Below are 24400 nucleotides of genomic sequence, written 5' to 3'. Positions count from 1 at the left end.
CGCGTCGTCATGCCGCCCGCTGCGCGGCCAGGACGCGTAGATCCGTTTTCAGAAGCTTGCCAATATGGCTGCGTGGCATCTCGTCCAGAACATGCACCACCGACAGGCGTTGCGTCTTGCCCAGATCGGCATTCACCGATGCCATGATCGCATCAGCTTCAAGGCGCGTGCCGGGCGTCAGCGTGACAAAACCCACTGGCGTCTCGCCCCACTGTTCGGACGGGACGCCCACCACGGCGGCATCGTCGACGCCGTCCACGGTCATCAGCGCATCTTCCAGATCGGCAGGATAGATGTTGAAGCCGCCCGAAATAATCATGTCCTTGGCGCGGCCGACGATCTGGACGAAACCATCCTCATCGATCACGCCGATATCGCCAGTCTTGAGCCACAAATTGCCATCGGCATCGCGCCATTCCATCGCGCTGGTGGCATCAGGGCGGTTGCGATAGCCGGTCATCATGGTTGGCGATCGGCCCACCATCTCTCCCTTCGCGCCGGCGGGCAGGCGTTTGCCGTCCTCATCCACCACGATCAGCTCATGGCCGGGAAGCGGCTGGCCGACCGTGTGCAGCTTGTCCGGAAATTTATGGGCGTGCAGCATGCAGACCACGCCGCCCTCGGTCATGCCGTAGATTTCGGTCAGGCTGCCGGGGAAGCGGCGCAACGCCTCCTCCTTCAGCGCCGCGGAAAAAGGGGCGCTGGTGCAAAATTTATACTGCATGGCGGACAGATCATGATCGTCGAAGGAAGGCGCGGCGAGCAGCCGCTGATACTGCACCGGCACCAGCATGGTGTGGGTGATATGCTCGGCCTCGGCAATCTCGAGCCAGCGCTCGGCATCGAACTTGCCCATGATATAGGCCGCGCCGCCCCACAACATGGTCGGCAGGAACACCGCAAAGGTGGTGTTGGAATAAAGCGGCGTGCTGCAAAGCGTGCGGCTGTCGGGCGCATAGATGGATTTGAACCCGCCCGCCGCCTGCCGCCAGCGCATGAGATGCGCATGCACGATGCCCTTGGGCGTGCCGGTGGTGCCGCTGGAATAGATGATGTTGAACGGATCGCCGACATGCGGAGACACCGGCTCGGGCCGCGCGCCCTCCTCCGCCATCCAGTCGGCCAGCGCTGGCGCATCGCCCTCGGCCCTGTCCAGCATCACCATATTGAGCGGCGGTAGCGTGACGCCGCTCTCAGCCAGCTCGGCGCGCTTGGCTGTGTCGATGAACAGATGCGATGCACCGCTATCGACCATCATCGCCGCCAGCTGCCTGGGCGCGGCGGAGGTGGTGAGGGGCGCAGCGCATCCCCCCGCCTGGATCGCGGCGAGATAGACCAGCGCATAATCCACACTGCTGGTGCCGAGGATGGCCACCGCCTGCCCGCGCACCAGCCCGTCGGCCTGCAGCCGTGCGGCGATGCGGTCGATGGTCGCCATCCCCTCACCCCAGCTGATCCGGCGATTCGCGTCGATCAGCATGTCGGCATCCGGCTGGACAGCAGCCCAGTCGCTCAGGATGGCGGGCCAGCTGCCATATTCGGCTTCCAGCCTGGTGGAAATGTCTTCCTGCGTGGTCATCCAATCAGCCCGCCAGATCCTTGACCAGATCATAAAGATAGTCGCGCGCGGTGTAGACCGCCTTCACCTCCACCCGCTCGTTCAGACCATGCACGCCATTGCCGTCCGGATCGCCCCAGATGCTCGGCACGCCATAGGTGGGAATGCCGACGGCGGACATATAGAGTCCATCCGTCGCGCCCGTGGACATGGCCGGGATCACGGGCACGCCGGGGAAATATTTTGCCGCCAGCGTTTCCATCGGCCCGATCAGCTTGGGATCGAGCGGGGGCGAGCTGGCGAGCGGCTTGTCCTCTCGCGCCATCGTGATCGTGATACCGGGATCGCCGATCGCCTTGGTCAGCTCCGTCTGGATCTCGGCAGGGGTATGGCCGGGGAAGATGCGGCAGTTCACATTGGCCTCCACCTGCTGCGGCAGCGCGTTCACCGCATGGCCGCCGTCGATCATCGTGGCGACGCAGGTTGTGCGCAGCATGGAGTGCAGCGATTTATCCCTGTTCACGATCGCCATCGCATCGGCATCGTCAATATTCGCCACCAGCGCGGTCATCGCCGCGCCGGTCTCATCCTGCCGCATCGCGCCGGACTTCTGGAAAAAGGCGCGCGTGGTGTCATTGAACTCGGCCGGGAATTCATAGGCTCCCACCTTTTCCAGCGCCGCCGCCATCTCATAGATTGCATTTTTCGGCACCGGCTGCGAGCTGTGGCCACCCGGATTGGTCGCGACCAGCTTGAAATCCTGATAGATTTTCTCGCCCACCTGAATGGTCTGCACCATCAGATGGCCCTGGCCGTCGGTCCGTCCGCCACCGCCCTCATTCAGCGCAAAGGCCGCATCGATCAGATCGCGCTTCTCATTCGCCAGATATTGCGCACCATTGAATGCGGTATCGGTCTCCTCGCCGCAGGTCAGCGCCATTTTCACCGTGCGCTTCGGCTTGTAATCCGCCTTGGCAAAACGAATGAGCGTGTCCGCCCAGATGGCCGACATCGCCTTGTCGTCGGCCACGCCGCGCGCGTAGAAATAGCCATTTTCCTCGATCAGCTTGAACGGATCGCGCACCCAGTCCTCGCGCTTGGCCTCCACCACATCGATATGGCCGAGCAGCAGCATCGGCTCCATCGCGGCATCGGTGCCGGGATAGATGGCGACCAGCCCGCCGTCTTTGGGATGCTCGGGCGTGGTGAAGACGGTGAGGTTGGCCGCATCCATGCCAGCCGCCTTCAGGCGCGTGGCCAGCTGCTCGGCGGCCTGCGTGCAGCTGCCATTGGTGACGGTTGTGTTCGTCTCTACCAGCTCTTGGTAAAGGCCGCGGAAATCCTGCTGATCGGGGCGCAGATCGCCCATCATGCCGGTGGGTGTCTGCGCGGCGGCGGGAGCGGCGGCAAAGCCCGCCAGAGTGGCGGCGGCGACGGTGGCAAGCAGCGAATATTTCATGCGGACTCTCCCAGAAGCGTGGTCTTGCCGAGTTGAGCACCGATTAGCTGTGGATGGAAGGGGGGTTCGCCTTCCAAAGTGCGCATTTTCCGCCTATATCCGTTTCATGAGCGAAACAGCCGAAAACACCCCGCCCGCCGGTCCCAACCAGAACGCCTATGGCGCAGACAGTATCAAGGTCCTCAAGGGCCTGGACGCCGTGCGCAAGCGCCCCGGCATGTATATCGGCGATACGGACGATGGATCGGGCCTGCACCATATGGTGTTCGAGGTGTCCGACAATGCGATCGACGAGGCGCTGGCCGGGCATTGCGACAAGGTGCTGATCGAGCTGAACGCCGACGGCTCCGTTTCCGTTGAAGACAATGGCCGCGGCATTCCGGTGGACATGCACAAGGGCGAAGGCGTCTCTGCGGCCGAGGTCATCATGACTCAGCTGCATGCGGGCGGCAAGTTCGAGAATACGAACGACGACAATGCCTACAAGGTGTCCGGCGGCCTGCACGGCGTGGGCGTCTCTGTGGTCAATGCGCTCAGCGAATGGCTGGAACTGACCATCTGGCGCGACGGCCGGGAACATTGGATGCGCTTCGAGCATGGCAATGCCGTCTCCCCGCTGGAAGATCGCGGCCCCTCGCCCGATCGCGGCGGCGAACCGTATAGCGGCACGCGCGTCACCTTCTCGCCGTCGGCCGACACGTTCAAGAATGTGACCGAGTTCGATTTCGACAAGCTGGAACATCGCTATCGCGAGCTGGCGTTTCTGAACTCCGGCGTGCGCATCGTCATCCGCGATTGCCGGCATGAAGAGCCTGCCGAGCGCGAGCTTTATTATGAGGGCGGCATCGGTGCGTTCGTAAAATATCTGGACCGCAACAAGACCCCGTTGCTGCCCGATCCGATCTCGATCAGTTCCGAACGGGACGGCATCGGCATCGAAGTCGCGCTGGAATGGAATGACAGCTATTATGAAAACGTCCTGACCTTCACCAACAACATCCCGCAGCGCGATGGCGGTACGCATCTGGCGGCCTTCCGCGCCGCGCTGACCCGCACGCTGAACAATTACGCCGAGAAATCGGGCGCAATGAAGAAGGAAAAGGTGAAGCTGACGGGCGACGACATGCGCGAGGGCCTTACCGCCATCGTGTCGGTCAAGCTGGCCGATCCCAAGTTTGGGTCGCAGACCAAGGACAAGCTGGTCAGCTCCGAAGTGCGCCAGCCGCTGGAAAGCCTGATGGCCGATCGGATGAGCGAATGGTGCGAGGAAAATCCGGACTACGCCAAGGCCGTCGTGCAAAAGGTGATCGACGCCGCCGCCGCGCGCGAAGCCGCCAAGAAGGCGCGCGAGCTGACGCGGCGCAAGGGCGTGATGGACATCGCCTCCTTGCCCGGCAAGCTGGCCGACTGTCAGGAACGCGATCCCGCCAAGTCCGAACTGTTTCTGGTCGAGGGTGACAGCGCCGGCGGCTCCGCCAAGCAGGGCCGTGACCGGCATTATCAGGCGATCCTGCCGCTGAAGGGCAAGATCCTGAACGTGGAGCGCGCGCGGTTCGATCGCATGCTCTCCAGCAAGGAAGTCGGCACGCTGATCCAGGCCATGGGCACCGGCATCGGGCGCGAGGATTTCAACGTCGAAAAGCTGCGCTATCACAAGGTCGTGATCATGACCGACGCCGATGTCGACGGCGCGCATATCCGCACCCTGCTGCTCACCTTCTTCTACCGGCAGATGCCGGAGATCATCGAGCGCGGGCATCTCTACATCGCGCAGCCGCCGCTCTACAAAGTGGGCCGTGGCAAGAGCGAGGTCTATCTGAAGGATAACAACGCGCTCGATGCCTATCTGATCGATACGGGGCTTGGCTCCATGGTGCTGGAGACGGAGGGCGGCCAGCGCGCCGGGCCCGATTTGCGGCAGCTGGTCGAGCATGCCCGCCGCATGCGCAGCCTGATGGCCTATATCCCGCGCCGCTATGATCCCGCGATCGTCGAGGCGCTGGCGCTGGCACAGGCGCTGGACCCTGCCCTCACCCCCGAGCAGCGGCAGGCCGCCGCGAACGAAGCGGCGCGCTGGATGGATGCCGCCGATGAGGAGGGCCGCTGGTCCGCCCATGTCGGTGAAGAAGGCGGCTATCGTTTCGAGCGGCTGTGGCGCGGCGTGACCGACCATCACCGCATCGATGCGGCGTTCCTGGGTTCCGCCGAAGCGCGCAAACTGCACAAGCTGGCGAGCGAGGAGCGCGAAAGCTATGCCGCCGCCAGCCGTCTGATCAGCCAGAAGGCCGCCGATCAGGAAGCCGAACAGGCGGAGCCGGACGATGTGCTGGCCAGCGATGAGGACGCCCCCGATCAGGAAAACACGCCCAACCGCGTGCCCGGACGAGCGGACGATGGCGGGGCCGCCGGCACCCGCGTCACCCGGCCCAGCGAGCTGCTCGACGCCGTGCTCGGCATCGGCAAGAAGGGCTTGGCCGTGCAACGCTACAAGGGTCTGGGTGAGATGAACGCCGAGCAGCTGTGGGAAACCACGCTGGACCCGGAAAATCGTGCGCTTCTGCAGGTCGAGATCGAGCAGGCCGATGTGGCCGACGAGATCTTCACCAAGCTGATGGGCGACGTCGTCGAACCGCGCCGCGAGTTCATTCAGGACAATGCCCTGGATGTGGCCAATCTGGACGTCTGACCGGCCGCGACGATTCATCTTCACGACCAGGCATGGCCGCTCGTTCGGGAACTTAGCTGCGCGCACCTTGTTTCGGTTGCTTAATAAGGAGATGCGTGATGCGTAAGATCATGTTGATAGCCGCTTCGCTCGCCATGCTGTCTGTGGCGCCTGCTGCAGCCCAGAATGGCAATGGAAACGGTAAGGGCAATGGCAATGGCAACGGGAAAGGCAATGCCGGCGGCAATGCAGCCATAGGCAAAATCGACCTTTCCCCCGGCAACAGCGGCAAGCGCGGGGACCAAAAAGGAAAAAACAAGCCCATCGAAAAGGCCGCCAAGCAGAACGCGCAGCAGATCGAGCGGCAAATCGACCGCGCACGAAAAGATATTCGTGGCAATATCGATGATGCCCGACAGGTTGTGCAGGGCAATGGCAATCGTGACCGCATCGAGCGCAATCGGAACGGCAACCGCATCGATGTAGTCGACACGGCGAGGCGCTTCGTGGCGGGGGACCGAACCGCCGAGCGGCGTCTGTTCGACCTCAGTCAGGACGGCCGTCTGCGCTTTCGCCCCCAGCGCGATGACGACTATGGCCTGATCACCGGCTGTCCCCCCGGCTTGGCCGCGAAGAATAACGGCTGTCTGCCACCCGGCCAGGCGAAGAAAATTGCCCGTTACGATCGACAGCTGAGCCAGCGGCGGCCCTATTATCACTATCTTGGATGGTCTCCGCGCTATCGTAATGATGATTATGCCTATTCGGATGGCTACGCCTATCGCACGGGCGGCAGCAACAATCTGATCACGGCTTTCCTGCCGCTGGTGGGCGGCGCGCTGTTCCAGGGCAATAGCTGGCCGCAGCAATATGCCGCCGATGCGGTGCCCGATTATTACAACAGCTATTATGGCGGCGGTGCGGACAATTATCGCTATGCCGACAATACGCTGTTCGGGGTCAATCCGCAGTCCAACACCATCACGTCCATCGCCGGGTTGCTGACGGGCAATGACTTTACCGTCGGCCAGCGCATCCCATCGGGTTACGACATGTATAATGTGCCCTATGGCTATCGCGATCAGTACCGTGACGATGCGCAGTCCTTGTATCGATATAGCGACGGCTATGTGTATCAGGTCGATCCGACGACCAGGCTGGTCCAGGCCGCCATTCAGCTGCTGACGTGAACGGGAACTCCAACACATGACCATCGGCAAATTTGCGGCATTGATGTCGCTTCCCGTTCTTCTGGCATTGGGTGCCTGTGATGACAGCGCCGCAGAAAAGGCGGCAAACGTCAGCGAAAATCCCGGCGAACGGGAGAGCCTGATCGCGACGCTGGACGGGGTGCGCGAGCTTTCGACCGCGGCAGCCATGCTGAAACAGGCGGGGCTGGAAAAGGCTCTGAACGGACCGGCACCCTACACCCTGTTCGTTCCGACCGACGAGGCATTCAAGGCCGTCGATGCGGACACCCTTGCGCGCCTGAACAACGATGAGGGGCGGCCGGAGCTGATCGCCCTTCTTCGCTATCACATCGCGCCGGGGGTGGTCACACAGGAAGACCTGATGTCCGCGATCGACGGAGCCGGCGGCACCGCCGAGCTGGCCAATGTTGCGCAAGGGATGCTGGCGTTCAGCAAACAGGGCGAGCGCGTGGCCATCGGCAGCGGCGATCAGGCCGCAATGATCGTCGGTGCGCCGATCGAGACGAGCAATGGCGTGATCTACAGCATCGATCGGCTGATCGCGCCGCAGGAATAAAGCATATGGCGCGCGCCGCGCGCGTGGCCTCTTCAGTCGAATGAAAATGCGGTCTGACGGGGCTGTTCGGTCTCTTCTGCTTCCCCGTCCCGCTCCAGCGATCCCAGTGTGAGGCCGAGCAGGCGCACGCCATTTTCCACGGGCATGACCGTATCGAGCAGATGATGGCCGATGGCGGAAAACTCTTCCCGCCCGGTCACCGCCCGGTCCAGCGAGTGCGCTCGCGTGATCTGGCGGAAATCGGCGAATTTGACCTTCAGCGTCACCGTGCGTCCGCGCACCTGCCGCTCGGCAATGCGGTCCCAGACGATCTCGACGATCCCGTCCAGCGCCTCGCGCAAGTCCGTCTCCGTCCATTTATCCTCGGAATAGGTTCGCTCTCCGCCCAGCGACTTGCGGATCCGGCTCGATCGCACCGGGCGGTAATCGATCCCGCGCGCCATACGGTGCAGCCCTTCCGCCCAGCTGCCGAAATGCGCGCCCAGCCAGGCGACATCCTTTTCGCGCAGGTCTGCGCCGGTCTGGATACCGAGCCGCGCCATCTTCTCGTTTGTCTTCGGCCCCACCCCATGGAAGCGTTTGACGGGTAGCGACGCGACGAAGGCGGGGCCCTGATCGGGCAGGATCACGCACATGCCGTCGGGCTTGTTCTGGTCGCTCGCCAGCTTTGCGATGAACTTGTTGTAACTCACCCCCGCACTGGCGGTCAGCCCGGTTTCCGCCTTGATCGCCGCGCGAATGGCCTTGGCGATGCGGACTGCCGAGCCGATGCCCAGCTTGTCCTCGGTCACATCCAGATAGGCTTCATCCAGCGACAACGGCTCGATCGCATCGGTATAGCGGCTGAAAATTTCGCGGATCTGCCCGCTCACTTCCCGATACACGTCAAATCGCGATTTCACGAAGATCAAGTCCGGGCACCGCCGCGCCGCGGTAACGGACGGCATGGCCGATCGCACGCCGAACACCCGCGCCTCATAGCTCGCTGCGGCCACCACGCCGCGCTGCGACGATCCACCGACGGCCACGGGCTTGCCGCGTAGTTCCGGAAAATCCCGCTGCTCCACGCTGGCGAAAAACGCGTCCATATCGACATGGATAATCTTGCGAAGGGGCGGCGCGTCGTCGGTCATAGAAGGCGATATCCGATATAGCGGATGGGCATCATATTGACAGCGCAAGCCAATGTTTCGGGCGACAGGAGAAAAGTTGCGCCCTTCGGCATAGCATTGTCGTTCGATCGAACGCATATTGCTGCAATGCAAAATGAAGCCACCCTCACCCGCGGCGTGAAAGAATTCGCGCTTGGCCCCAAGGAATTTGTCGGCATGATGGCGTCGCTCATGGCGATGAATGCTTTGGCCATCGATGCCATGCTGCCCGCGTTAGGCTTCATTTCCCGCGATTACGGCCTGAGCGATCCCAATGCACGGCAGTGGATTGTCAGCGCCTATCTGATCGGCACCGGGCTGGGCGCGGTGTTCTACGGCCCGCTCAGCGACCGGTTCGGGCGGCGACCGGTGCTGCTGGGCGCCGTGGGGGTATACACCATGCTGTCGGTGCTCTCCATTTTCAGCGGCACATTCGGCACGTTGGTCGGCCTTCGGCTGGCACAGGGCTTGGCCGCGGGTGCCTTTTCCGTGCTGGTCGGCTCCATCGTGCGCGATCGTTATTCAGGCGATGCCATGGCGCAGCTGATGAGCTTTGTATTTATCGTCTTCATGGGCGTGCCGGTGATTGCCCCCACGCTTGGCTCCGCCGTGCTTGCTTTTGCCGGATGGCACATGATCTTCGTTCTCCTGGCGCTCATGGGCGCGGGCGTGGGGTTCTGGGTGTACAAACGCCTGCCGGAAACGCTCAACCCGGACAATGTCATCCCGATCAAGGCCTCCTCCATCATCGAGGTGTGGAGCAAGGTGATCACGCATCGCCAGGCGCTGGGCTATATGTTTGGATCGGGCATCGCCTTTGGCGCGCTGTTTGGCTTCATCAACAGCGCGCAGCAGGTCTTTTTCGAGGTGTTCGGCGCGGCCGACATCTTCCCTTATGCCTTTGCCGGGGTGGCCGGGGCGATGGCGCTCGCCAGCTTCTTCAACAGCCGCATTGTCATGCGCTTCGGCGCGCGGCGGGTGAGCCACAGCGCCCTGATCGCCTTCATTGCGCTGTCCGCCATTCATCTGGTCGTCGCACAGGGCGGAGAAAGTCTGGCGGCGTTCCTGATCCTGCACGCCCTCACCATGAGCATGTGCGGCTTTATCGGTGCCAATTTCTCGTCGATCGCGATGGAGCCCTTCGGCCATATGGCGGGCGCGGCCTCAAGCTTCCAGAACAGCTGCCGAATGCTGTGCGCCGCCGGTCTGGGCGTGGTGATCGGTCAGTCCTTCGACGGCACGGTCATCCCGCTGGTGACCGGCTTCCTGCTGTGCGGCAGCGCGGCGCTCATGCTCCTGATCTGGTCCGAAAAGGGCAAGTTGTTCACCCGTCCGCGCCACACGCGGCAGGTGCAGCTCTAACGCTGCCCCTGCCCTTGCCCGGCCAGCGGGATCAACCGAGCAGACCGTAGACCAGGATCGCACCGACGGCGAGCGGACAGAGCCAGGCCACCAGAAAGCGCCATGTCTGGTGCAAGCCGCCGCTGATGCCGTTTTCATGGTCGGTCAGCCGCTTGTCCGCGATCCAGCCGACGAAGACCGCCACCAACAGCGCCGACAGCGGGAGCAGGATCTTGCCGGTCAGCGTGTCCGTAATATCGAAGAAATTCTGCCCTTCGAAAATGCTGAAGTTGAGCGGGTGCCAGTCGGCCAGCAGATTGAACGACAGCGCCGACAGGATGCCGATGGCAAAGGCGATCCCGCCCAGCAGCACCGTGGCCACGCCGCGCGCCAGATTGAACCGCTTCATCACCCAGGCCGTCGGCGCCTCCAGCAACGCCACCGAGCTGGTCAGCGCGGCGAAGAACACCATCAGGAAGAACAGAAAGCCGATGAACGATCCCGCGGGCATGGTCTGGAAGCTGGCAGGCAGCGTCTGGAACATCAGCGTGGGGCCGCTATCCACCGCCAGCCCGGCGGCAAACACGATCGGGAAGATGGCGAGGCCGGCGATGATTGCCACCGACGTATCGGCCGCCGCGATGATGGTGGACGTGCTGGCCAGGTTCGTCTTGCGATCGGCATAGGCGCCATAGGTGATCATCATGGCCGAGCCGAGCGAGAGCGAGAAGAAGGCCTGCCCCAGCGCGGCCAGCATCACATCGGGCTTCAGAAGACGCGCCGGATCGAACGCGAACAGAAAGCCCAGCGCTTCGCCAGCCGCCCCGGTGGCCAGCGAATAGATGGTGATGCCGATCAGCAGCAGGAAAAAGGTGGGCATGAGATAGACCGCGATCTTCTCGATCCCGCCGTGCACCCCGCGCGCGACGACATAGACGGTGATCGCCATGAACAGCGCGTGCATGCCCAGCATCAGCGGATTGTTGGCGAACAGGGCCGGCAGATGGTCCTGGATCTGTTCCAGCGACTGGCCCTGAAACGCCCCGCCCAGCACCGCGCCATTCTGTACGCTGCTGACCACATCGCCTGCAAACAGGCCGATATAATAGAGCACCCAGCCCGCGATCACGCTGTAGAAGGTCAGGATCAGGAACGCGCCGAGCATGCCGATACCGGCCAGCGCGGACCATGCGGTGGACGCGCCGCTGTCGCGCGCGACCACCTTGGTGCTCTCGATCGCATCGCCCTTGCCATGCCGGCCGATCAGCGTTTCCGACAGCAGCACCGGCAGACCGATCAGCACCACACAGATGATGTAGAAAATAACGAACGCACCGCCGCCATTCTCACCAGCCTGCGAGGGGAAGCGCCAGAGATTGCCCAGCCCCACGGCCGATCCGGTTGCCGCCAGAATGAAGCCCCATCGCGAAGACCAGCCTTCGGTTGCGGTTGCGCCGGCTGCTGCCATCTGTGGACCCTCTCGTTTATTCGGATAAGCAGGCGCTTATATGCGGCTGATCGCAAAAGACAAACGGACTGGCGAGGCCATTGCCCTGAAACCGGCCAGGCTTAGCGCGCGAGCATCGGCCCGAGCTTTGCGCCGCCGAACAGGTGAACATGCAGATGCGCCACTTCCTGATGGGCATCATGGCCGATATTGGCGAGCAGGCGGTAGCCCGGCTCCACCAGCCCAAGCATGCGACCGACCTCTCCCACCGCCCGGATGAACCCGGCTATAGTGGCATCGTCCGCTTTGGCCGAAAAATCGTCCCAGCTGACAAAGGCACCCTTGGGGATCACCAGCACATGAATGGGGGCCTGCGGGTTGATATCGCGGAAGGCCAGCGCATGATCGTCTTCATAGATCGTATCGCACGGAATTTCGCCGCGCAGGATCTTGGCGAAGATGTTCTGGTCGTCATAGGCGGAAGTGGCATCGACGGTCATGCTCGTCTCCTTGCGTTATCCAGATGAAATTGCGTTGTCCGCATCAAAATGGCGGGTGTTCAATCCGGGCGCGCCGCTTTTTCGGCCAGACCGGACAGGCCCTCGCGCCGTTGCAGCTCGCGTTCCACATCCTCCAGACGCACGCCGCAATCGGCCAGCAGCATCAGATGATGGAACAGCAGATCGGCCGATTCCGATATCAGCGCATCCCGATCGCCCGATACCGCCGCAATCACGGTTTCCACCGCTTCCTCGCCAAGCTTCTGTGCCAGCTTGCCGCGTCCCTTTGCCCGCAGACGCGCCACATAGCTGCTGTCCGGATCGCCTTCGCGGCGTTCGATGACGGTCATTTCTAGGCGGTGCAATATGTCACTCATGGCGTGTGGGTTGGCCCGGCCAGACCCCCGCCGTCAAGCCCCCTGCCGTCAAGTCTCCTGCTGTCGAACCCACCTGTAGTCAGGCCCCCTTTCGTCAGACGCGTTCGCGCCTGACGCGCGCAAGCCCCTCCACCAGACGGCGGTCGCCCGGCTCCAGCAACCCTTCCAGCACCTGCCAGAAGCCGGTCACCGCCTCCTGCCCGGCTGCGGCATAGGCCCTGGCCATGCGGGCACGCATCGGATCGAACAGGCGCCATTCCACGTCCCGGCCCTTTTCGGTCAGCGAAAGCAGACGCTGGCGCCGATCATTGCGCCCTTCCTTCACGACGATCAGTTCATCGCGGCTCAGGTCCGCCACCACCCGGCCGAGCGACTGTTTGGTGATGCCGAGAAAGCCCAGCAGCGCCTTCACGCTCAGCCCCGGATCGCGCGCGATAAAATAGAGGCACCGCGCATGGGCATGGCCGAGCCCCGCCTTGGCCAGCGCGTCATCGCTCGCGATGGTCAGCGCGGCATGGGCGAAATGCATCAGCTCCAGCCCGCGCCGCACCTCTTCCTCGCGCAGGAACATGGGCGAGGCGGCGGGGAAACGGCTGCTGGACCGGTCGACCATCAATCTTGATCCTCAGAACCTTGGCAAAACGCGATGATCGGGCAGATTGCACCCTCCCGCGCAAGATTCCAACCAACTTGGCGCATCGATTGGTGGAAATAGGCAGCGGGCCACGCTAAAGCCTGCCGCCATGAGCAACACATCGTCCTTCGCCGTCGAACGTCATCCCACGCCCGTTGCCGCCAGCGAGCGCGCGACCCTGCTGGAGAACCCCGGTTTCGGGCAGCTGTTCACCGATCATATGGTGACGATGCGCTGGAGCGAGGATGCCGGCTGGCACGATGGCAAAGTGAGCGCACGCAAGCCCATCGAAATGGATCCGGCCACCGCCGTGCTGCATTATGCGCAGGAAATTTTCGAAGGCATGAAGGCCTATCGCATCGAAGAGGGCGGATCGGCGCTGTTCCGCCCGGATCGCAATGCCGCTCGCTTCCGCTCCTCGGCGCGGCGTTTGGCCATGCCCGAACTGCCCGACGAACTGTTCCTCGAGGCGATCGAGCTGCTGGTGGAAACCGATGCCGACTGGATTCCGCCCGGCGAAGGCGCTGCGCTCTATCTGCGCCCCTTCATGTTTGCCAGCGAGGTATTTCTGGGTGTTCGCCCGGCAAAGGAATATCTTTTCGTCGTCATCGCCAGCTCCGTGGGGGCCTATTTCAAGGGCGGCGCAGCGCCGATCTCGCTCTGGGTATCGCATGATTACAACCGGGCCGGGCCGGGCGGCACGGGTGCGGCCAAATGCGGCGGCAATTATGCCGCCAGTCTGCTGCCCCATGGACAGGCCCTGTCCAACGGTTGCGATCAGGTCTGTTTTCTCGACGCGGCGACGCATGAATATATCGAGGAACTGGGCGGCATGAACCTGTTCTTCGTCATGGAGGACGGCAGCCTGGTCACGCCCCCGCTCACCGACACCATCCTGGAAGGCATCACCCGCGATTCGCTGATCCAGCTGGCACGCGATGCCGGCCACGAAGTGCGCGAGGAGCCCTATGCCTTTGCCCAGTGGATGGAAGACGCGCAGAGCGGCCGCTGCACCGAAACCTTTGCCTGCGGCACCGCCGCCGTCGTCACCCCGGTCGGCACGGTCAAATCGGAAAAAGGCACCTTCACCGTGGGCGATGGCGCCAAGGCGGGCCCCACTACGGTAAAATTGCACCAGACATTGGAGCGCATTCAGCGCGGCGAGAGCAATGACGCACATGGTTGGGTGAAAAGGCTTGGCGAAAGCTGATTTCACCCCCTTCCCTCCGGCGCGTCTATCCGTATATAGACCCCCAAGACGCAAACTCGCCTGCTGGGGCGTAGCCAAGCGGTAAGGCACCGGTTTTTGGTATCGGCATGCGCAGGTTCGAATCCTGCCGCCCCAGCCAGTTTTTTGATACCAACTAAGTATCTGAAAGACTTAGGATTTCTCTGCAAAACAAAACCGCGGGAAACCCTTCCGTGGTACCCTGTCGCGGTATCAATCGTTTGAGCACGAACCGGCTTTCCAGGAAGCGCGATCGTTCGAAGCGCTGGCGCAGCAAAAATAGCGTCACGCGGATTCGGTCACCGTCTTCCTTTCGGACGGGCGAAGACGTGATTGAGATAGGGCGATTGCCAACGAGCAGTCCTTCAAAAGCCGTTGATCACTTAGTGGGCAAGCATGTTCGATAAAAAGCACATATTAGCGCGACATTTGTTCCGATTGGCGTCTTGGCGTCACGCGAAGGCCGGCTCTTGCCGCGATCACTGCAGCATGAGTTCGGTTTTTTACATCCAGTTTCGTCAGAAGCGAGCGCACCCTCATCTTGATCGTGCTTTCTGCGCAGCTTTCAATAAGAGCGATTTCTTTGTTGGTATAACCTTCGGAGATCAGCTCGAGCAAACCGGTTTGATGATCGGTCAGCTCTGCATCCTCAATACGGTTAACTTCGGATGACGAGACAGACTGACAGTCATGGTCCACGAATACACGTCGACTGTTGGAAGCCAGTCTGACGATATGGGATAGATCACATTTTGACACGTCAAATGGTATGACCGATAAATTGACATCCAATTGGAAGAGCCGCTTCAAAACAGGACTGTCCGGGCTGCGGCTCATAACGATCCAATTATGATCGGTCATGCTTTCCATTAAAAGGATTGAGTCCGCCAATCCCGGATCGTCTTTAGGCGGCTCAATATAGAGAACAGCCTTACAGTCTTTATCCTCCTCCAAAAGAGAGCGGAGATGATCCGCCTCGACTACTGTTATTTGATCGGTTTCCTTCAGCCCCTCGCTAATTGCTTCCCTCATGAAACTTTCTTGGCAAACGACCGCCACGCAGATCACAACCGACTCATGGTTGCGGCCACCAAAATGTTCGAACAAGTCTCCTCGACGTAATTCCATAAAGTCGCCCCAAATCTGATTACACGCAGTTTCTGCTACGCCCCTGACGCGCCTCAACTGCTGCTAGAATCACGCATGCCCTTTCCCATATCCACTGCCACTCAGGCCGTTCGTGCGCAGCCTGATTGAAACCAGCAGCACATAACCTACTTGTTAAAATGGGTTAGTTCAATCTGCTCAAAATCGCATCGGCGAAACGGGGCATGGATATAGTCGGCCCCAGCACCACAGCTTGTCGTCGGAATCGTGAAAATCACGCGATAATTGCAGTGCAAAGTTGGCGCGCGATGAGGTCTATCATCAGGACAGCTAGCTATGACCTCTTCATCTTAAATGCATGTGCGACTCGCCTCAGGGCAACTTTCGATACGAAAGTTGCTATAAAGTTAAAACATATATCCTAGTTGACACCAACAAGGCATATTCGTGGCGCTCGCTAACATGATAGCATCGGCCGTTTACCTTCTTTCGTTGCCAACTAGCCCGTAAGAGATGTTCCACACCGCCGATATCGAAGGCTGGCGATACCTTTCCGTATCCGTTCAAGTTTGCGGCAACGCCTATAGTTGTCGGCGAGGGATGCTGCGAGGCGCGTCATTTCGACAGGGGGCAAACACCAGAGAACGTCCGACTCACTCTTCTCTGGCACTCGAACCGGTCTCTAGCGAGCGGAGCCGAATCTCTCATCGACAACAACCTAAAACCAAGGAGAATATCGATGAAAATGTTTACGAAAATCGCAACCGCTTCGGCCATGGCAGCACTTTTTGCTGCGCCAGCATTTGCAGGGGACTCCGAATCTTACGTGATCAACCTCGAAGGGTCTGTAACCAGCAATTGCGAGCTGGTGCCTGAAGGGTCGACCACTGCCAATGTCAATATGCTGGAAACTGGCAATCAGGGCTTCCTGGTCGTCGCCTATTCCTGCAACTCGCCATATGAGGTGACGCTTTCGTCCCTTAACGGCGGAATGGAGCATCAGGAAAGCGGCGGCGCGGTGAATATCGATTACGATATCGAAGCAACCTTCGGCGGCTTCGCCACCGTTAACTCGGTCGCGGCACAGGGCACTCCGCAGCCCATCGCAACGAATACCGACTGGACCAATATCCTGCTCAATGGCGGCGCGCGTACCGGCAATCTCGACCTCAGCTTCGACAGCTTGGCCGAATATGCCGTCGCGGGCACCTATAACGACACGCTGACGATTACCTTGGCCGCTACCGGGATCTGAACCGCTTCCTAAAACCAAAACTTGGGGCCGGGGGCTCGAATAGACTTCCCGGCCCCTCGAACATTTTGACTCAGGGGGCACGATGTTAAAAGTTCGAGACATTTTATTCGCAGTTACTGCCACTGCGTGCTGCTTAGTAAGCGAGCCTTCGCTCGCCTACGACCTGCAGCCAATCGTGATGCAGTTGTCGCCGTCAGGGCCTGGCTCTACACAATCGGTGATCATTACCAACAGCCATGCCGAACCGATCGCGATCGAGCTTCGCGCCTATCAACGGGCGCAGAATCCCGACGGAAGCGAAAATCGTGTTCCGGAAGACAATGATATCATTATTTCTCCACCCCAGTTGGTCATACCACCCGGGACCAGCCAGGCCGTAAGGGTGCGATGGATCGGCGACCCCAACCCGGTCCGCGAACTTGCATTCCGGCTCGTCTCCGACCAGCTTCCGATCAAACTGATGAGCGAGAAGCGCAACGACTTTACCGCCAATGTCTCGGTTAACTATCGATATGAAGCCGCGTTATACGTGACACCGAATGATGCCGCACCCAGTGCGAGGATCACTCGAGCTGAGCCAGTTCTAGCTGCAGACGGCACTCAGATGCTCGAACTCGAAGTGCTGAACGACGGGACGCGTCGGGCATCGCTGGACACCCCTGCTGTAGTGGTCACCCCATCTGGGGGCGGTGAGCCAGTCACATTGGAGGGAGAACAGCTAGGACAGTTGAAACAACTGGTGACTTTGGTCGGCTCTCATCGAACTGTTCAAATTCCGTGGCCCGAGGGCATGGCCGTCGGCCCTATTACCGCGGAATTGCGAACACGCTATCTGGTGATGAAGTAGCCGTGGGCGGCAATCGTGAAAAAGCAAGCAAGGCTATTCTTGCTGGCAATCTTGCCAGCAGCGGCGGCTCATCATTCACCGGTTTTTGCATTGCAGGGGCAACAAGACGGACCATCAGAAGATGAAACTCCGTCTATCGCGTCGCCGCAATCGCTGGGCGAGCCGTCTGCTCAAACATCCGACGACCGTACGGTCGATGAAATATATCGCGATGTTTTCGGCCGCGACAGACCTGCTCCTGCCGCGGACATATACCCGGTGCTGATAGACGGCATCAATGTGGGCCAAACCAATATAAGGCCAGACAGTCCAGACCGGGACGGTTCGGTGGATCCCGAATTCGTATCGAACGTGCTGGCGCCTTTGACGATTGAAGACACGCGCATTGCGCTGGAAAATCTTGGGCGGCGCACGCAGGTAACGTTCAGCGAATTGACTGAGGTTGGCCTTGAGGTCGAATTCGACGCCAACAATTTGGCTTTGATTATCGACATTCCACTTGAAGCGCGTGGCATCCGCAATTTGAACCTCAGAGCCCTTGGCCGACGTGGCGACATCGAGTTCGTGCAGCAGGCTGATGTCTCGGCCTATCTTTCGGGCCGAGCAGGAATTGCATTTGTCGAAGATAGCGCCCGTCTGGATAAGGGGTTCGATCGGCTGGTAGCAGACTTCGACCTTGCACTGAATGTGAAGGGGGTCGTCCTCGAGGCGGACATCAGATATGATGAGCGAAGGGACCGTCGCTGGTCACGGGGTGATGTCAGACTGACCTACGATCTGATGGACAGTCTGATCAGAACGGAGGCAGGAGATCTGTCGATTGGCCGGCGACCCTACCAAGCCGCGCCGCGCATTGCCGGATTTGCCGCCTATCGCAACTTTGGGATCGATCCTTATCGCAATGTTCGGCCGGTTCCCGACCAATTGTTCGAACTAGACGAACCGTCCCGTGTTGAGGTGCTGATAAATGGCATAGCTTCCAGGACGTTCGACCTTCCTTCAGGAAGGTTCAGCCTGCGCGATTTTCCTCTTGTTCCGTCAGCAGCCAACAATATCGAACTGCGCATTACCAGTGCCAGCGGCCGCGTCAGTATCGTATCGTTCCCGGCGTTCTACGATCTCGACCTTTTGCAGCAAGGCTTGTTAGATTTTGCAGCTAATGTGGGATTTCCCTACCGCGACGAGAACGGATACCGCCGCTATGATACTTCGGATCACAACATTATCGGCTATGCACGCTATGGCTTCACCAATACCCTCACCGGGGGTTTAAGCTGGCAGAGCAATAGCGACTACTATCAGCTTGGGGCGGATGCGGTCTGGGCCTCACCGGTCGGAACATTCGGCGTTAATGCTGCGACCGATATTAGTAATCCCGGTCTAGATAGCAGCCAATTAACATTGCAATATCGCTGGCGGGACTCGGATCGCACACGCAACAGATCGATCGATGGACTGATCAATTTGACGGGCCGAGATTACCGGACCCTCGACCAGCTATTCTCTGGAAATTTCATCGCTAAACAGGCCCGCTTTCGCGCCGGCCAGAACGTCGGGCCAAATGCCAGTGCACAACTGTTCGGGGGGTATGAAAGCTTACGCGACGGATTGGGCGAAAGCTGGTTTGTTGGCGCCAACTACACCCGCCAGTTTCGTTTCGGATCGGTTTCCGCAGGGCTGGAATATCGCGATACGAACGATCGGAAAGGTGTCGTTCTGCAAGCCGCTCTGTCCATCCCATTTGGCCAAGGCTCGCTCAATGGCAGTTTGACGAGCGAGGACAATGCCGCTCGTTTGGAATATAATCGTTTCGCGCCAGTTGGCGTAGGCGCTTTCGGCTTCCGCGCGAGTGCAGAGCGGCGGGAAGGATCGGATCGCCAGCTGATGCAGGCCACTTATGTCGGCAACCGCTTCGAGGCTAGCGTCGCTCAACGTGCGGACAATTACTTCAGCAATTCAGATCGACGGGACCTCAGAACCGAAATGACGTTCGGCACCGCGCTCGTGATGGCGGACGGGCAATTCGGTATATCGCGGCCCGTGCGCAATGCTTTCGCAATCATAGCCCCCCGGGCTGGCGCAGACCAATATCAGATCGCTGTCGAGCCGAGGACAGGGTTTGGATCGAACCAAACCCAATACTCCGCCTATAGCGGCACCTTCGGGCCCGCAGTCGTCCCGCAGCTACCTGCTTATCTCAATCGGTCACTCCAAGTCGACGCCCCGGACGCACCGAGTGGCATCTCCATTGGCGGCCAGGTTTTTTCTATCCGGCCCGGCTACCGATCTGGCTATCTCTTGCCCGTAGGAGACGAGCGAAATGTCACTATCGTGGGCAACATCGTAGGTTCCGACGGCGTTCCAATTGCTTATGCCGTTGGAACATCGGAGCCGGTTGCGCCGTCGAAAGAGAGCGAACCTACGCAGATCTTCACCAATTCCGCCGGGCGGTTTCTTATCGAGGGAGCCGAGGCAGGAAAGCGCTATCGGATCACATTGGATGTTGAGGGGAAGATCCATAATCTGGACATCGATGTCCCCGCAGATTTCAGCGGTATCTTTAAACTCGAGCAGCCCCTCGCACTGGACAGTAAAGGCACCGCCATAGCTAAGGAGGAGGACGGCTTGTGAATGCCCGACACTATGTAACCGCTGCGCTTGCCGTCCTGGCCACCTGTGCGCCCATCGACATGGCTCTGGCCCAGATGGACATGCTGGCGCCGCCCGCCGGTTCTTGCCAGCTGGAATTATCGGGAGATACCAGCATAGAATGGCGCGGCCTCTACGGACGAGGCTACGAAGTCACCAGCCACGAACAGAATTTCGAGCCTGTTTCGCTCGAGGTTCGGCATAGTGGAGCTGCTTGCGATTATTATATTGTTGCGACGCCAATGTCGCCTCGCGGTGAAAATGTCCTGACCAATGCCGGCGAAAAACTATATTGGGATCTATTGCAGGACACCAATGGCCCAACATTGGTTAGCCGGGACTTTCTTGGCTCTCTTGCCAATCAGCTCGGCGGGCGATTTGGACCGGTAACTGCGGCTCAGCCGATTACATTGTTTTTCACCATACTTCCGGGTCAATTTGTCCGCGGAGGTAATTACAGCGGACGTATCCTGTTGCGGCTTTTTACCACGGGGGACGAGGGGCCCGAACTGGTTGCCGAACAACCGATAGCACTCATTGCTACGGTGGCATCCATACTCGAAATTCGCTCCGACGAATTCGCCGGCGGGCAGCGCGAATTGACACTGGACCTCGGCGATCTGAGCACCGCTCCGCAACGTTCGATCGACTTCGACCTGAGAAGCAACGCATCCATCGGGGTGAGTTTTGCGTCGCTTAATCGGGGCCTGCTGGCACATCAGTTCAACGCCCCTGGAGTGCCATATGATGTTAGAATGAATGGCTTTGAAATACCGCTGGACTATCCGCGATCTCAGCCGCTCGATTTGATGGCCCCGGGGGGCAGCCAGTCTGCAACCATCGAAATTATAGTTCCCCCAGCAACAGATATGCTGGCCGCCGGTCATTATACCGATGCATTGACTATAACGTTCACTGGCGATCCGTAACATGACACCGCATCGCTCTCGCTTACCAAGGAATGGAGTAATGGCGCATCTTTCAAACAGGCCAAGAGATCCAGGCTATGGCGACCGGGTCTTTGGCAACCAAAATACCAGGAAATCGGAATTTCAAAAGATACTTCCTTCGCTTAGTCGCTTAGTAAATAAGCTGCTAGGAAGAACTAAATTCTAGTCCTGCGTCCGCCGTCTGTGCTAATAACGCAAAGCTAGTATTCTGCATTACACTTGACCCGCTAAGTTGATGTAGGCTGGCAAGCGCCGCTTGGCCGGATATTGCGCAATTTCGTCATCGCCACGCAGGCCTTCCAGCAGGTTCCTGATCTTGTCTTGCGCGAAGATCTGCCGACGGGTCGCTCGGCGGATATCGTTATGCGCTTCGCGCATGACTGTCGGCTCACCACCTTCTCGGCAGTAGCTTTGGGGCTTGAAGGCTTCGGCCTCATCCCCGTTCCTTCGTCACTACGACGAGACCCCGATCCTCCCTAATCTACAACCGCAAATCTGTGCCATTGCTGCTGGCAGCGAAGGCAGCGCGCTGGCTGCCATACGGTAAGGCCTCGCCACATCATGATTGGCGTGGCGGTTGCCTTTTTCATCATAAGCTTCGTCCAGTCGCTGCCCCTGGGGTGAACTCCCCCCGCATTTTTGGGACGAGCTGTGGGAACCGGAAGCTTCATTGGAGCGCTTTGCCCTATGATCGCACAGTTTGTTGGCACCTAGATGGCAGCCCTGCTCCACCGCTTCGTCACGCCAGAAAATTCTGCGACACCGAATAGTCCGGTGGAGACGAGCGACCGGCATTCTGAATGCCCCGCTGCCCAATTAAACTGCCCGACCCAGCAAGACCGAAGGACCTGCCCTGTGAACGAGATGACTCCCCTCAACAAAGCCGACGACAAGACCGATACCGAAACCTTTGTGATGGAAGGCAAATGCCCGTTTGGCGGAGACCGTGTCGGCGGTGCGCTCGGCACGCCGCCCACGCTGGAAAACTGGTATCCGGACCGTTTGCGGGTGGAGCTGCTGCACCAGAACGGCCTGGCCGCCGATCCGATGGGGCCCGACTTCGATTATGCCGAGGCCTTCAACAAGATCGATTTCGCCGAGCTGAAGAACGACATCAAGTCCTTCCTGAATTCGTCCGTGGCCTGGTGGCCGTCCGATTATGGCAATTATGGCCCGCAAATGATCCGCATGGCCTGGCACTCGGCCGGTACCTACCGCATCGCCGACGGGCGCGGCGGCGCGGGCACGGCGATGCAGCGCTTTGCCCCCATCAGCAGCTGGTGGGATAATGGCAATACGGACAAATCGCGCCGCCTGCTGCAGCCGATCAAGCAGAAATATGGCAGCGCCTTGTCCTGGGCCGATCTGATCGCGCTGACGGGCAATGTCTCGCTCGAGATCATGGGTCTGCCGACCTATGGCTTCGGCGGCGGTCGCCTCGATGCGTGGGAAGCCGACAACGCCACCTATTGGGGCCCGGAAATCTGGGATCCCGAGACGGCCAAGGCGGACGACAAGGATTATTCCAGCATGGTTACGCGCGACAAGCGCTGGCGCGGCGAAAATGGCGACGCCGATTATGACCTAGAAAACCCCCTCGCCGCCTCCCATCAGGCGCTGATCTACGTCAATCCCGAAGGGCCCAATGGCGATGGCGATGCCATGGCCTCCGCCCGCGACATTCGCATCACCTTCACGCGCATGGCCATGAACAATGAGGAAACGGTCGCGCTGATCGCTGGCGGCCATGCCTTTGGCAAAAGCCACGGCATGACCCCGCCGGACCAGATTGGCGCATGCCCGGAAGTTGCCCCGATGGAGGCGATGGGCCTTGGCTGGCACAATCCGCGCGGCAAGGGCAATGCCGAAGATACGATGACCAACGGCATCGAAGGCAGCTGGACGCCCAATCCGACGCAGTGGGACAACAGCTATCTGGAAAATCTGTTCAAGTTCGAATGGGAGCAGACGCGCAGCCCTGCCGGCGCGCTCCAGTGGACGCCAATCGACCCGAACGCGCCCAAGACGCCGGACGCGCATATCGAGGGTCAGATGAACGACCTGATGATGATGACCAGCGATATCGCCCTGAAGGTCGATCCGGAATATCGCAAGGTTTGCGAGAAATTCCTGAACGATTTCGACGCCTTCACCCAGGCCTTTTCCAAGGCATGGTACAAGCTGACGCACCGCGACATGGGTCCGAAGGAACGCTATCTCGGCCCGGAAGTGACGATCGAGGACGATCTGCTGTGGCAGGATCCAATCCCGGAGTTGGACGGCACGCCCATCAGCGATGGCGATGTCGCCGCGCTCAAGCAGGCCATCCTCGGCAGCGGCCTGTCCGTCTCCGACCTTGCTTTCACGGCCTTCTCTGCGGCCGTGACCTATCGTGACAGCGACAAGCGTGGCGGTGCCAATGGTGCCCGCCTTGCCTTGGCCCCGCAAAAGGACTGGACGGTCAATCAGCGCACGGTTGCGGTGATCGAGAAGCTGCGCGGCATCATGAACGATCATAACAGCAAGGGTGGCAGCACCACCTCACTGGCTGATCTGATCGTGCTGGGCGGCAGCGCGGCGGTCGAGAAGGCAGCCAAGGATGCCGGTGTCGATGTGACGGTGCCGTTCGCGCCGGGCCGTGTCGATACCACCCAGGATCTGACCGATGAGGAAAGCTTTGAGTGGCTGAAGCCGGTCGTCGATGGTTTCCGCAACTTCATCTCTGACGATTATGCCTCCGTCAGCCTGGGCGTGGCGCCAGAGGAATTCTTCCTGGACAAGGCCAATCTCATGCAGCTGACGGCGCCGGAGTGGACGGCGCTGACCGGTGGTCTGCGCGTGCTGGGCTGCAATTATGACGGCTCTGAGCATGGCGTGTTTACCGACAAGGTGGGCGTGCTGACCAACGACTTTTTCCGGAACCTGACCGATGTCGATCTGGTCTGGGAGAAGACCGACGAAAAGGCGCAGAGCTTCGCGCTCAAAAACCGCGAGAGCGGCGAGACGAAGTTCACGGCGACGCGGAACGATCTGGTCTTCGGGTCCAATGCGCAGCTGCGGTCCATTGCGGATGTCTATGCCGCCAGCGATGGCCATGAGCGCTTCGTGAAGGACTTCGTAAAGGTCTGGACCAAGGTCATGCTGCTCGATCGTTATGACGTGAAGGGCCATAAGCGCGACGCGCCAATGCCGTCCTGATGCGCGATATGACATTTTGAAAAACGCCTGTTCCGGCCGGATATCCCGAGGGATGTTCGGCCGGAATTCTGTCCCACGCCAATTCGGCCCAGTTGGCTCGCGCATAAGCAGATCCAATCTTCCCCGCGCTGCGGCCACTGCTGAGGTGACCGACGCTGGCGTTCCTGATCTCTTGGGCCGCCCCGATGGCCTTTGGCGCGGGCTGAGCGAAGGATTTACTAGATAACCGACCTCTCCCACCACAAGCGCTATGATTACCGCCCGATC

General features: G+C 60.2%; 19 protein-coding genes and 1 tRNA gene. 11 read left to right on the top strand and 9 right to left on the bottom strand.

The annotated features are described in order from the left end of the window. Positions 1-7: 7 nt before the first annotated feature. Positions 8-1579, bottom strand: coding sequence for a class I adenylate-forming enzyme family protein (locus tag G410_RS0102985; RefSeq protein WP_022672179.1), 1572 nt, complete (start codon positions 1577-1579; stop codon positions 8-10). Positions 1580-1583: 4 nt separating this feature from the next. Further along, on the bottom strand, positions 1584-3017 hold the full coding sequence (locus tag G410_RS0102980; protein WP_022672178.1) for a M20/M25/M40 family metallo-hydrolase: 1434 nt from the start codon (positions 3015-3017) through the stop codon (positions 1584-1586). A gap of 106 nt (positions 3018-3123) precedes the next feature. Here G410_RS0102980 and gyrB point away from each other — a divergent pair, with 106 nt between their 5' ends. The 3 genes from gyrB to G410_RS15385 all read left to right on the top strand — a co-directional run bounded on the left by gyrB (position 3124) and on the right by G410_RS15385 (position 7449). Then, entirely contained in the window at positions 3124-5703 is a 2580-nt protein-coding gene (gene gyrB / locus G410_RS0102975; protein ID WP_022672177.1) for a DNA topoisomerase (ATP-hydrolyzing) subunit B, read from the top strand. A 98-nt stretch (positions 5704-5801) separates the two neighbouring features. After that, positions 5802-6872, top strand: a complete 1071-nt coding sequence (locus G410_RS0102970; protein WP_022672176.1) for a hypothetical protein — start codon at positions 5802-5804, stop codon at positions 6870-6872. A 16-nt stretch (positions 6873-6888) separates the two neighbouring features. Next, positions 6889-7449, top strand: coding sequence for a fasciclin domain-containing protein (locus G410_RS15385; protein ID WP_022672175.1), 561 nt, complete (start codon positions 6889-6891; stop codon positions 7447-7449). A 32-nt stretch (positions 7450-7481) separates the two neighbouring features. Here G410_RS15385 and dinB read toward each other — a convergent pair whose 3' ends face one another. Further along, the gene (dinB, locus tag G410_RS0102960) at positions 7482-8582 is read right to left on the bottom strand and encodes a DNA polymerase IV (protein WP_022672174.1); all 1101 of its coding nucleotides are present in this window, start codon (positions 8580-8582) and stop codon (positions 7482-7484) included. Between the two features lie 126 nt (positions 8583-8708). Between dinB and G410_RS0102955 the strand changes: the two genes are divergently transcribed. Next, complete coding sequence (locus tag G410_RS0102955; RefSeq protein WP_022672173.1) at positions 8709-9962, top strand: multidrug effflux MFS transporter; 1254 nt, start codon at positions 8709-8711, stop codon at positions 9960-9962. 31 nt (positions 9963-9993) lie between these two features. Here G410_RS0102955 and G410_RS0102950 read toward each other — a convergent pair whose 3' ends face one another. The 4 genes from G410_RS0102950 to G410_RS0102935 form a co-directional block, all read right to left on the bottom strand. Next, positions 9994-11409 carry a sodium-dependent transporter gene (locus G410_RS0102950; protein ID WP_022672172.1) on the bottom strand — a complete coding sequence of 472 codons (1416 nt, stop codon included), beginning with the start codon at positions 11407-11409 and terminating at the stop codon, positions 9994-9996. Positions 11410-11510: 101 nt separating this feature from the next. Further along, positions 11511-11888, bottom strand: a complete 378-nt coding sequence (locus G410_RS0102945) for a histidine triad nucleotide-binding protein (RefSeq protein WP_022672171.1) — start codon at positions 11886-11888, stop codon at positions 11511-11513. Between the two features lie 59 nt (positions 11889-11947). After that, positions 11948-12265, bottom strand: a complete 318-nt coding sequence (locus tag G410_RS0102940) for a phosphoribosyl-ATP diphosphatase (RefSeq protein ID WP_022672170.1) — start codon at positions 12263-12265, stop codon at positions 11948-11950. 94 nt (positions 12266-12359) lie between these two features. Further along, the gene (locus tag G410_RS0102935) at positions 12360-12878 is read right to left on the bottom strand and encodes a MarR family winged helix-turn-helix transcriptional regulator (RefSeq protein ID WP_022672169.1); all 519 of its coding nucleotides are present in this window, start codon (positions 12876-12878) and stop codon (positions 12360-12362) included. A 130-nt stretch (positions 12879-13008) separates the two neighbouring features. Here G410_RS0102935 and G410_RS0102930 point away from each other — a divergent pair, with 130 nt between their 5' ends. Beyond that, positions 13009-14109: a branched-chain amino acid aminotransferase gene (locus G410_RS0102930; RefSeq protein ID WP_022672168.1), complete on the top strand. Its 1101-nt coding sequence runs from the start codon at positions 13009-13011 to the stop codon at positions 14107-14109. Positions 14110-14173: 64 nt separating this feature from the next. After that, positions 14174-14248, top strand: a tRNA-Gln gene (locus G410_RS0102925). 296 nt (positions 14249-14544) lie between these two features. Here the strand turns inward: G410_RS0102925 and G410_RS0102920 are convergent. Then, complete coding sequence (locus G410_RS0102920) at positions 14545-15255, bottom strand: helix-turn-helix domain-containing protein (protein WP_022672167.1); 711 nt, start codon at positions 15253-15255, stop codon at positions 14545-14547. 805 nt (positions 15256-16060) lie between these two features. Between G410_RS0102920 and G410_RS0102915 the strand changes: the two genes are divergently transcribed. From G410_RS0102915 to G410_RS0102900, 4 genes are all read left to right on the top strand, one after another. Next, positions 16061-16489: a hypothetical protein gene (locus G410_RS0102915; RefSeq protein ID WP_211214986.1), complete on the top strand. Its 429-nt coding sequence runs from the start codon at positions 16061-16063 to the stop codon at positions 16487-16489. A 217-nt stretch (positions 16490-16706) separates the two neighbouring features. Beyond that, positions 16707-17336, top strand: a complete 630-nt coding sequence (locus G410_RS0102910) for a fimbria/pilus periplasmic chaperone (RefSeq protein ID WP_162604063.1) — start codon at positions 16707-16709, stop codon at positions 17334-17336. 15 nt (positions 17337-17351) lie between these two features. Next, positions 17352-19967 carry a fimbria/pilus outer membrane usher protein gene (locus G410_RS0102905; RefSeq protein WP_156851830.1) on the top strand — a complete coding sequence of 872 codons (2616 nt, stop codon included), beginning with the start codon at positions 17352-17354 and terminating at the stop codon, positions 19965-19967. After that, on the top strand, positions 19964-20914 hold the full coding sequence (locus tag G410_RS0102900; protein WP_022672163.1) for a hypothetical protein: 951 nt from the start codon (positions 19964-19966) through the stop codon (positions 20912-20914). The genes G410_RS0102905 and G410_RS0102900 overlap by 4 nt, the downstream gene beginning before the upstream one ends. A 234-nt stretch (positions 20915-21148) precedes the next feature. Here G410_RS0102900 and G410_RS17900 read toward each other — a convergent pair whose 3' ends face one another. After that, a complete protein-coding gene (locus G410_RS17900; protein WP_022672162.1) occupies positions 21149-21313 on the bottom strand; it encodes a hypothetical protein in 165 nt (54 codons plus the stop codon). Positions 21314-21799: 486 nt separating this feature from the next. Between G410_RS17900 and katG the strand changes: the two genes are divergently transcribed. Then, complete coding sequence (katG, locus tag G410_RS0102890) at positions 21800-24133, top strand: catalase/peroxidase HPI (RefSeq protein ID WP_022672161.1); 2334 nt, start codon at positions 21800-21802, stop codon at positions 24131-24133. Positions 24134-24400 lie beyond the last annotated feature (267 nt).

It is taken from the genome of Novosphingopyxis baekryungensis DSM 16222 (assembly GCF_000420305.1).
Taxonomy (GTDB): Bacteria; Pseudomonadota; Alphaproteobacteria; order Sphingomonadales; family Sphingomonadaceae; genus Novosphingopyxis; species Novosphingopyxis baekryungensis.
This window is presented reverse-complemented; position numbering and strand designations above follow the sequence as displayed.

Excerpts from the sequence above, each read along its gene's own strand:
- G410_RS0102985 (WP_022672179.1), bottom strand. The coding sequence starts at position 1,579 with ATGACCACGCAGGAAGACATTTCCACCAGGCTGGAAGCCGAATATGGC.
- G410_RS0102980 (WP_022672178.1), bottom strand. The coding sequence starts at position 3,017 with ATGAAATATTCGCTGCTTGCCACCGTCGCCGCCGCCACTCTGGCGGGC.
- gyrB (WP_022672177.1), top strand. The coding sequence starts at position 3,124 with ATGAGCGAAACAGCCGAAAACACCCCGCCCGCCGGTCCCAACCAGAAC.
- G410_RS0102970 (WP_022672176.1), top strand. The coding sequence starts at position 5,802 with ATGCGTAAGATCATGTTGATAGCCGCTTCGCTCGCCATGCTGTCTGTG.
- G410_RS15385 (WP_022672175.1), top strand. The coding sequence starts at position 6,889 with ATGACCATCGGCAAATTTGCGGCATTGATGTCGCTTCCCGTTCTTCTG.
- dinB (WP_022672174.1), bottom strand. The coding sequence starts at position 8,582 with ATGACCGACGACGCGCCGCCCCTTCGCAAGATTATCCATGTCGATATG.
- G410_RS0102955 (WP_022672173.1), top strand. The coding sequence starts at position 8,709 with ATGCAAAATGAAGCCACCCTCACCCGCGGCGTGAAAGAATTCGCGCTT.
- G410_RS0102950 (WP_022672172.1), bottom strand. The coding sequence starts at position 11,409 with ATGGCAGCAGCCGGCGCAACCGCAACCGAAGGCTGGTCTTCGCGATGG.
- G410_RS0102945 (WP_022672171.1), bottom strand. The coding sequence starts at position 11,888 with ATGACCGTCGATGCCACTTCCGCCTATGACGACCAGAACATCTTCGCC.
- G410_RS0102940 (WP_022672170.1), bottom strand. The coding sequence starts at position 12,265 with ATGAGTGACATATTGCACCGCCTAGAAATGACCGTCATCGAACGCCGC.
- G410_RS0102935 (WP_022672169.1), bottom strand. The coding sequence starts at position 12,878 with ATGGTCGACCGGTCCAGCAGCCGTTTCCCCGCCGCCTCGCCCATGTTC.
- G410_RS0102930 (WP_022672168.1), top strand. The coding sequence starts at position 13,009 with ATGAGCAACACATCGTCCTTCGCCGTCGAACGTCATCCCACGCCCGTT.
- G410_RS0102920 (WP_022672167.1), bottom strand. The coding sequence starts at position 15,255 with ATGGAATTACGTCGAGGAGACTTGTTCGAACATTTTGGTGGCCGCAAC.
- G410_RS17900 (WP_022672162.1), bottom strand. The coding sequence starts at position 21,313 with ATGCGCGAAGCGCATAACGATATCCGCCGAGCGACCCGTCGGCAGATC.
- katG (WP_022672161.1), top strand. The coding sequence starts at position 21,800 with ATGACTCCCCTCAACAAAGCCGACGACAAGACCGATACCGAAACCTTT.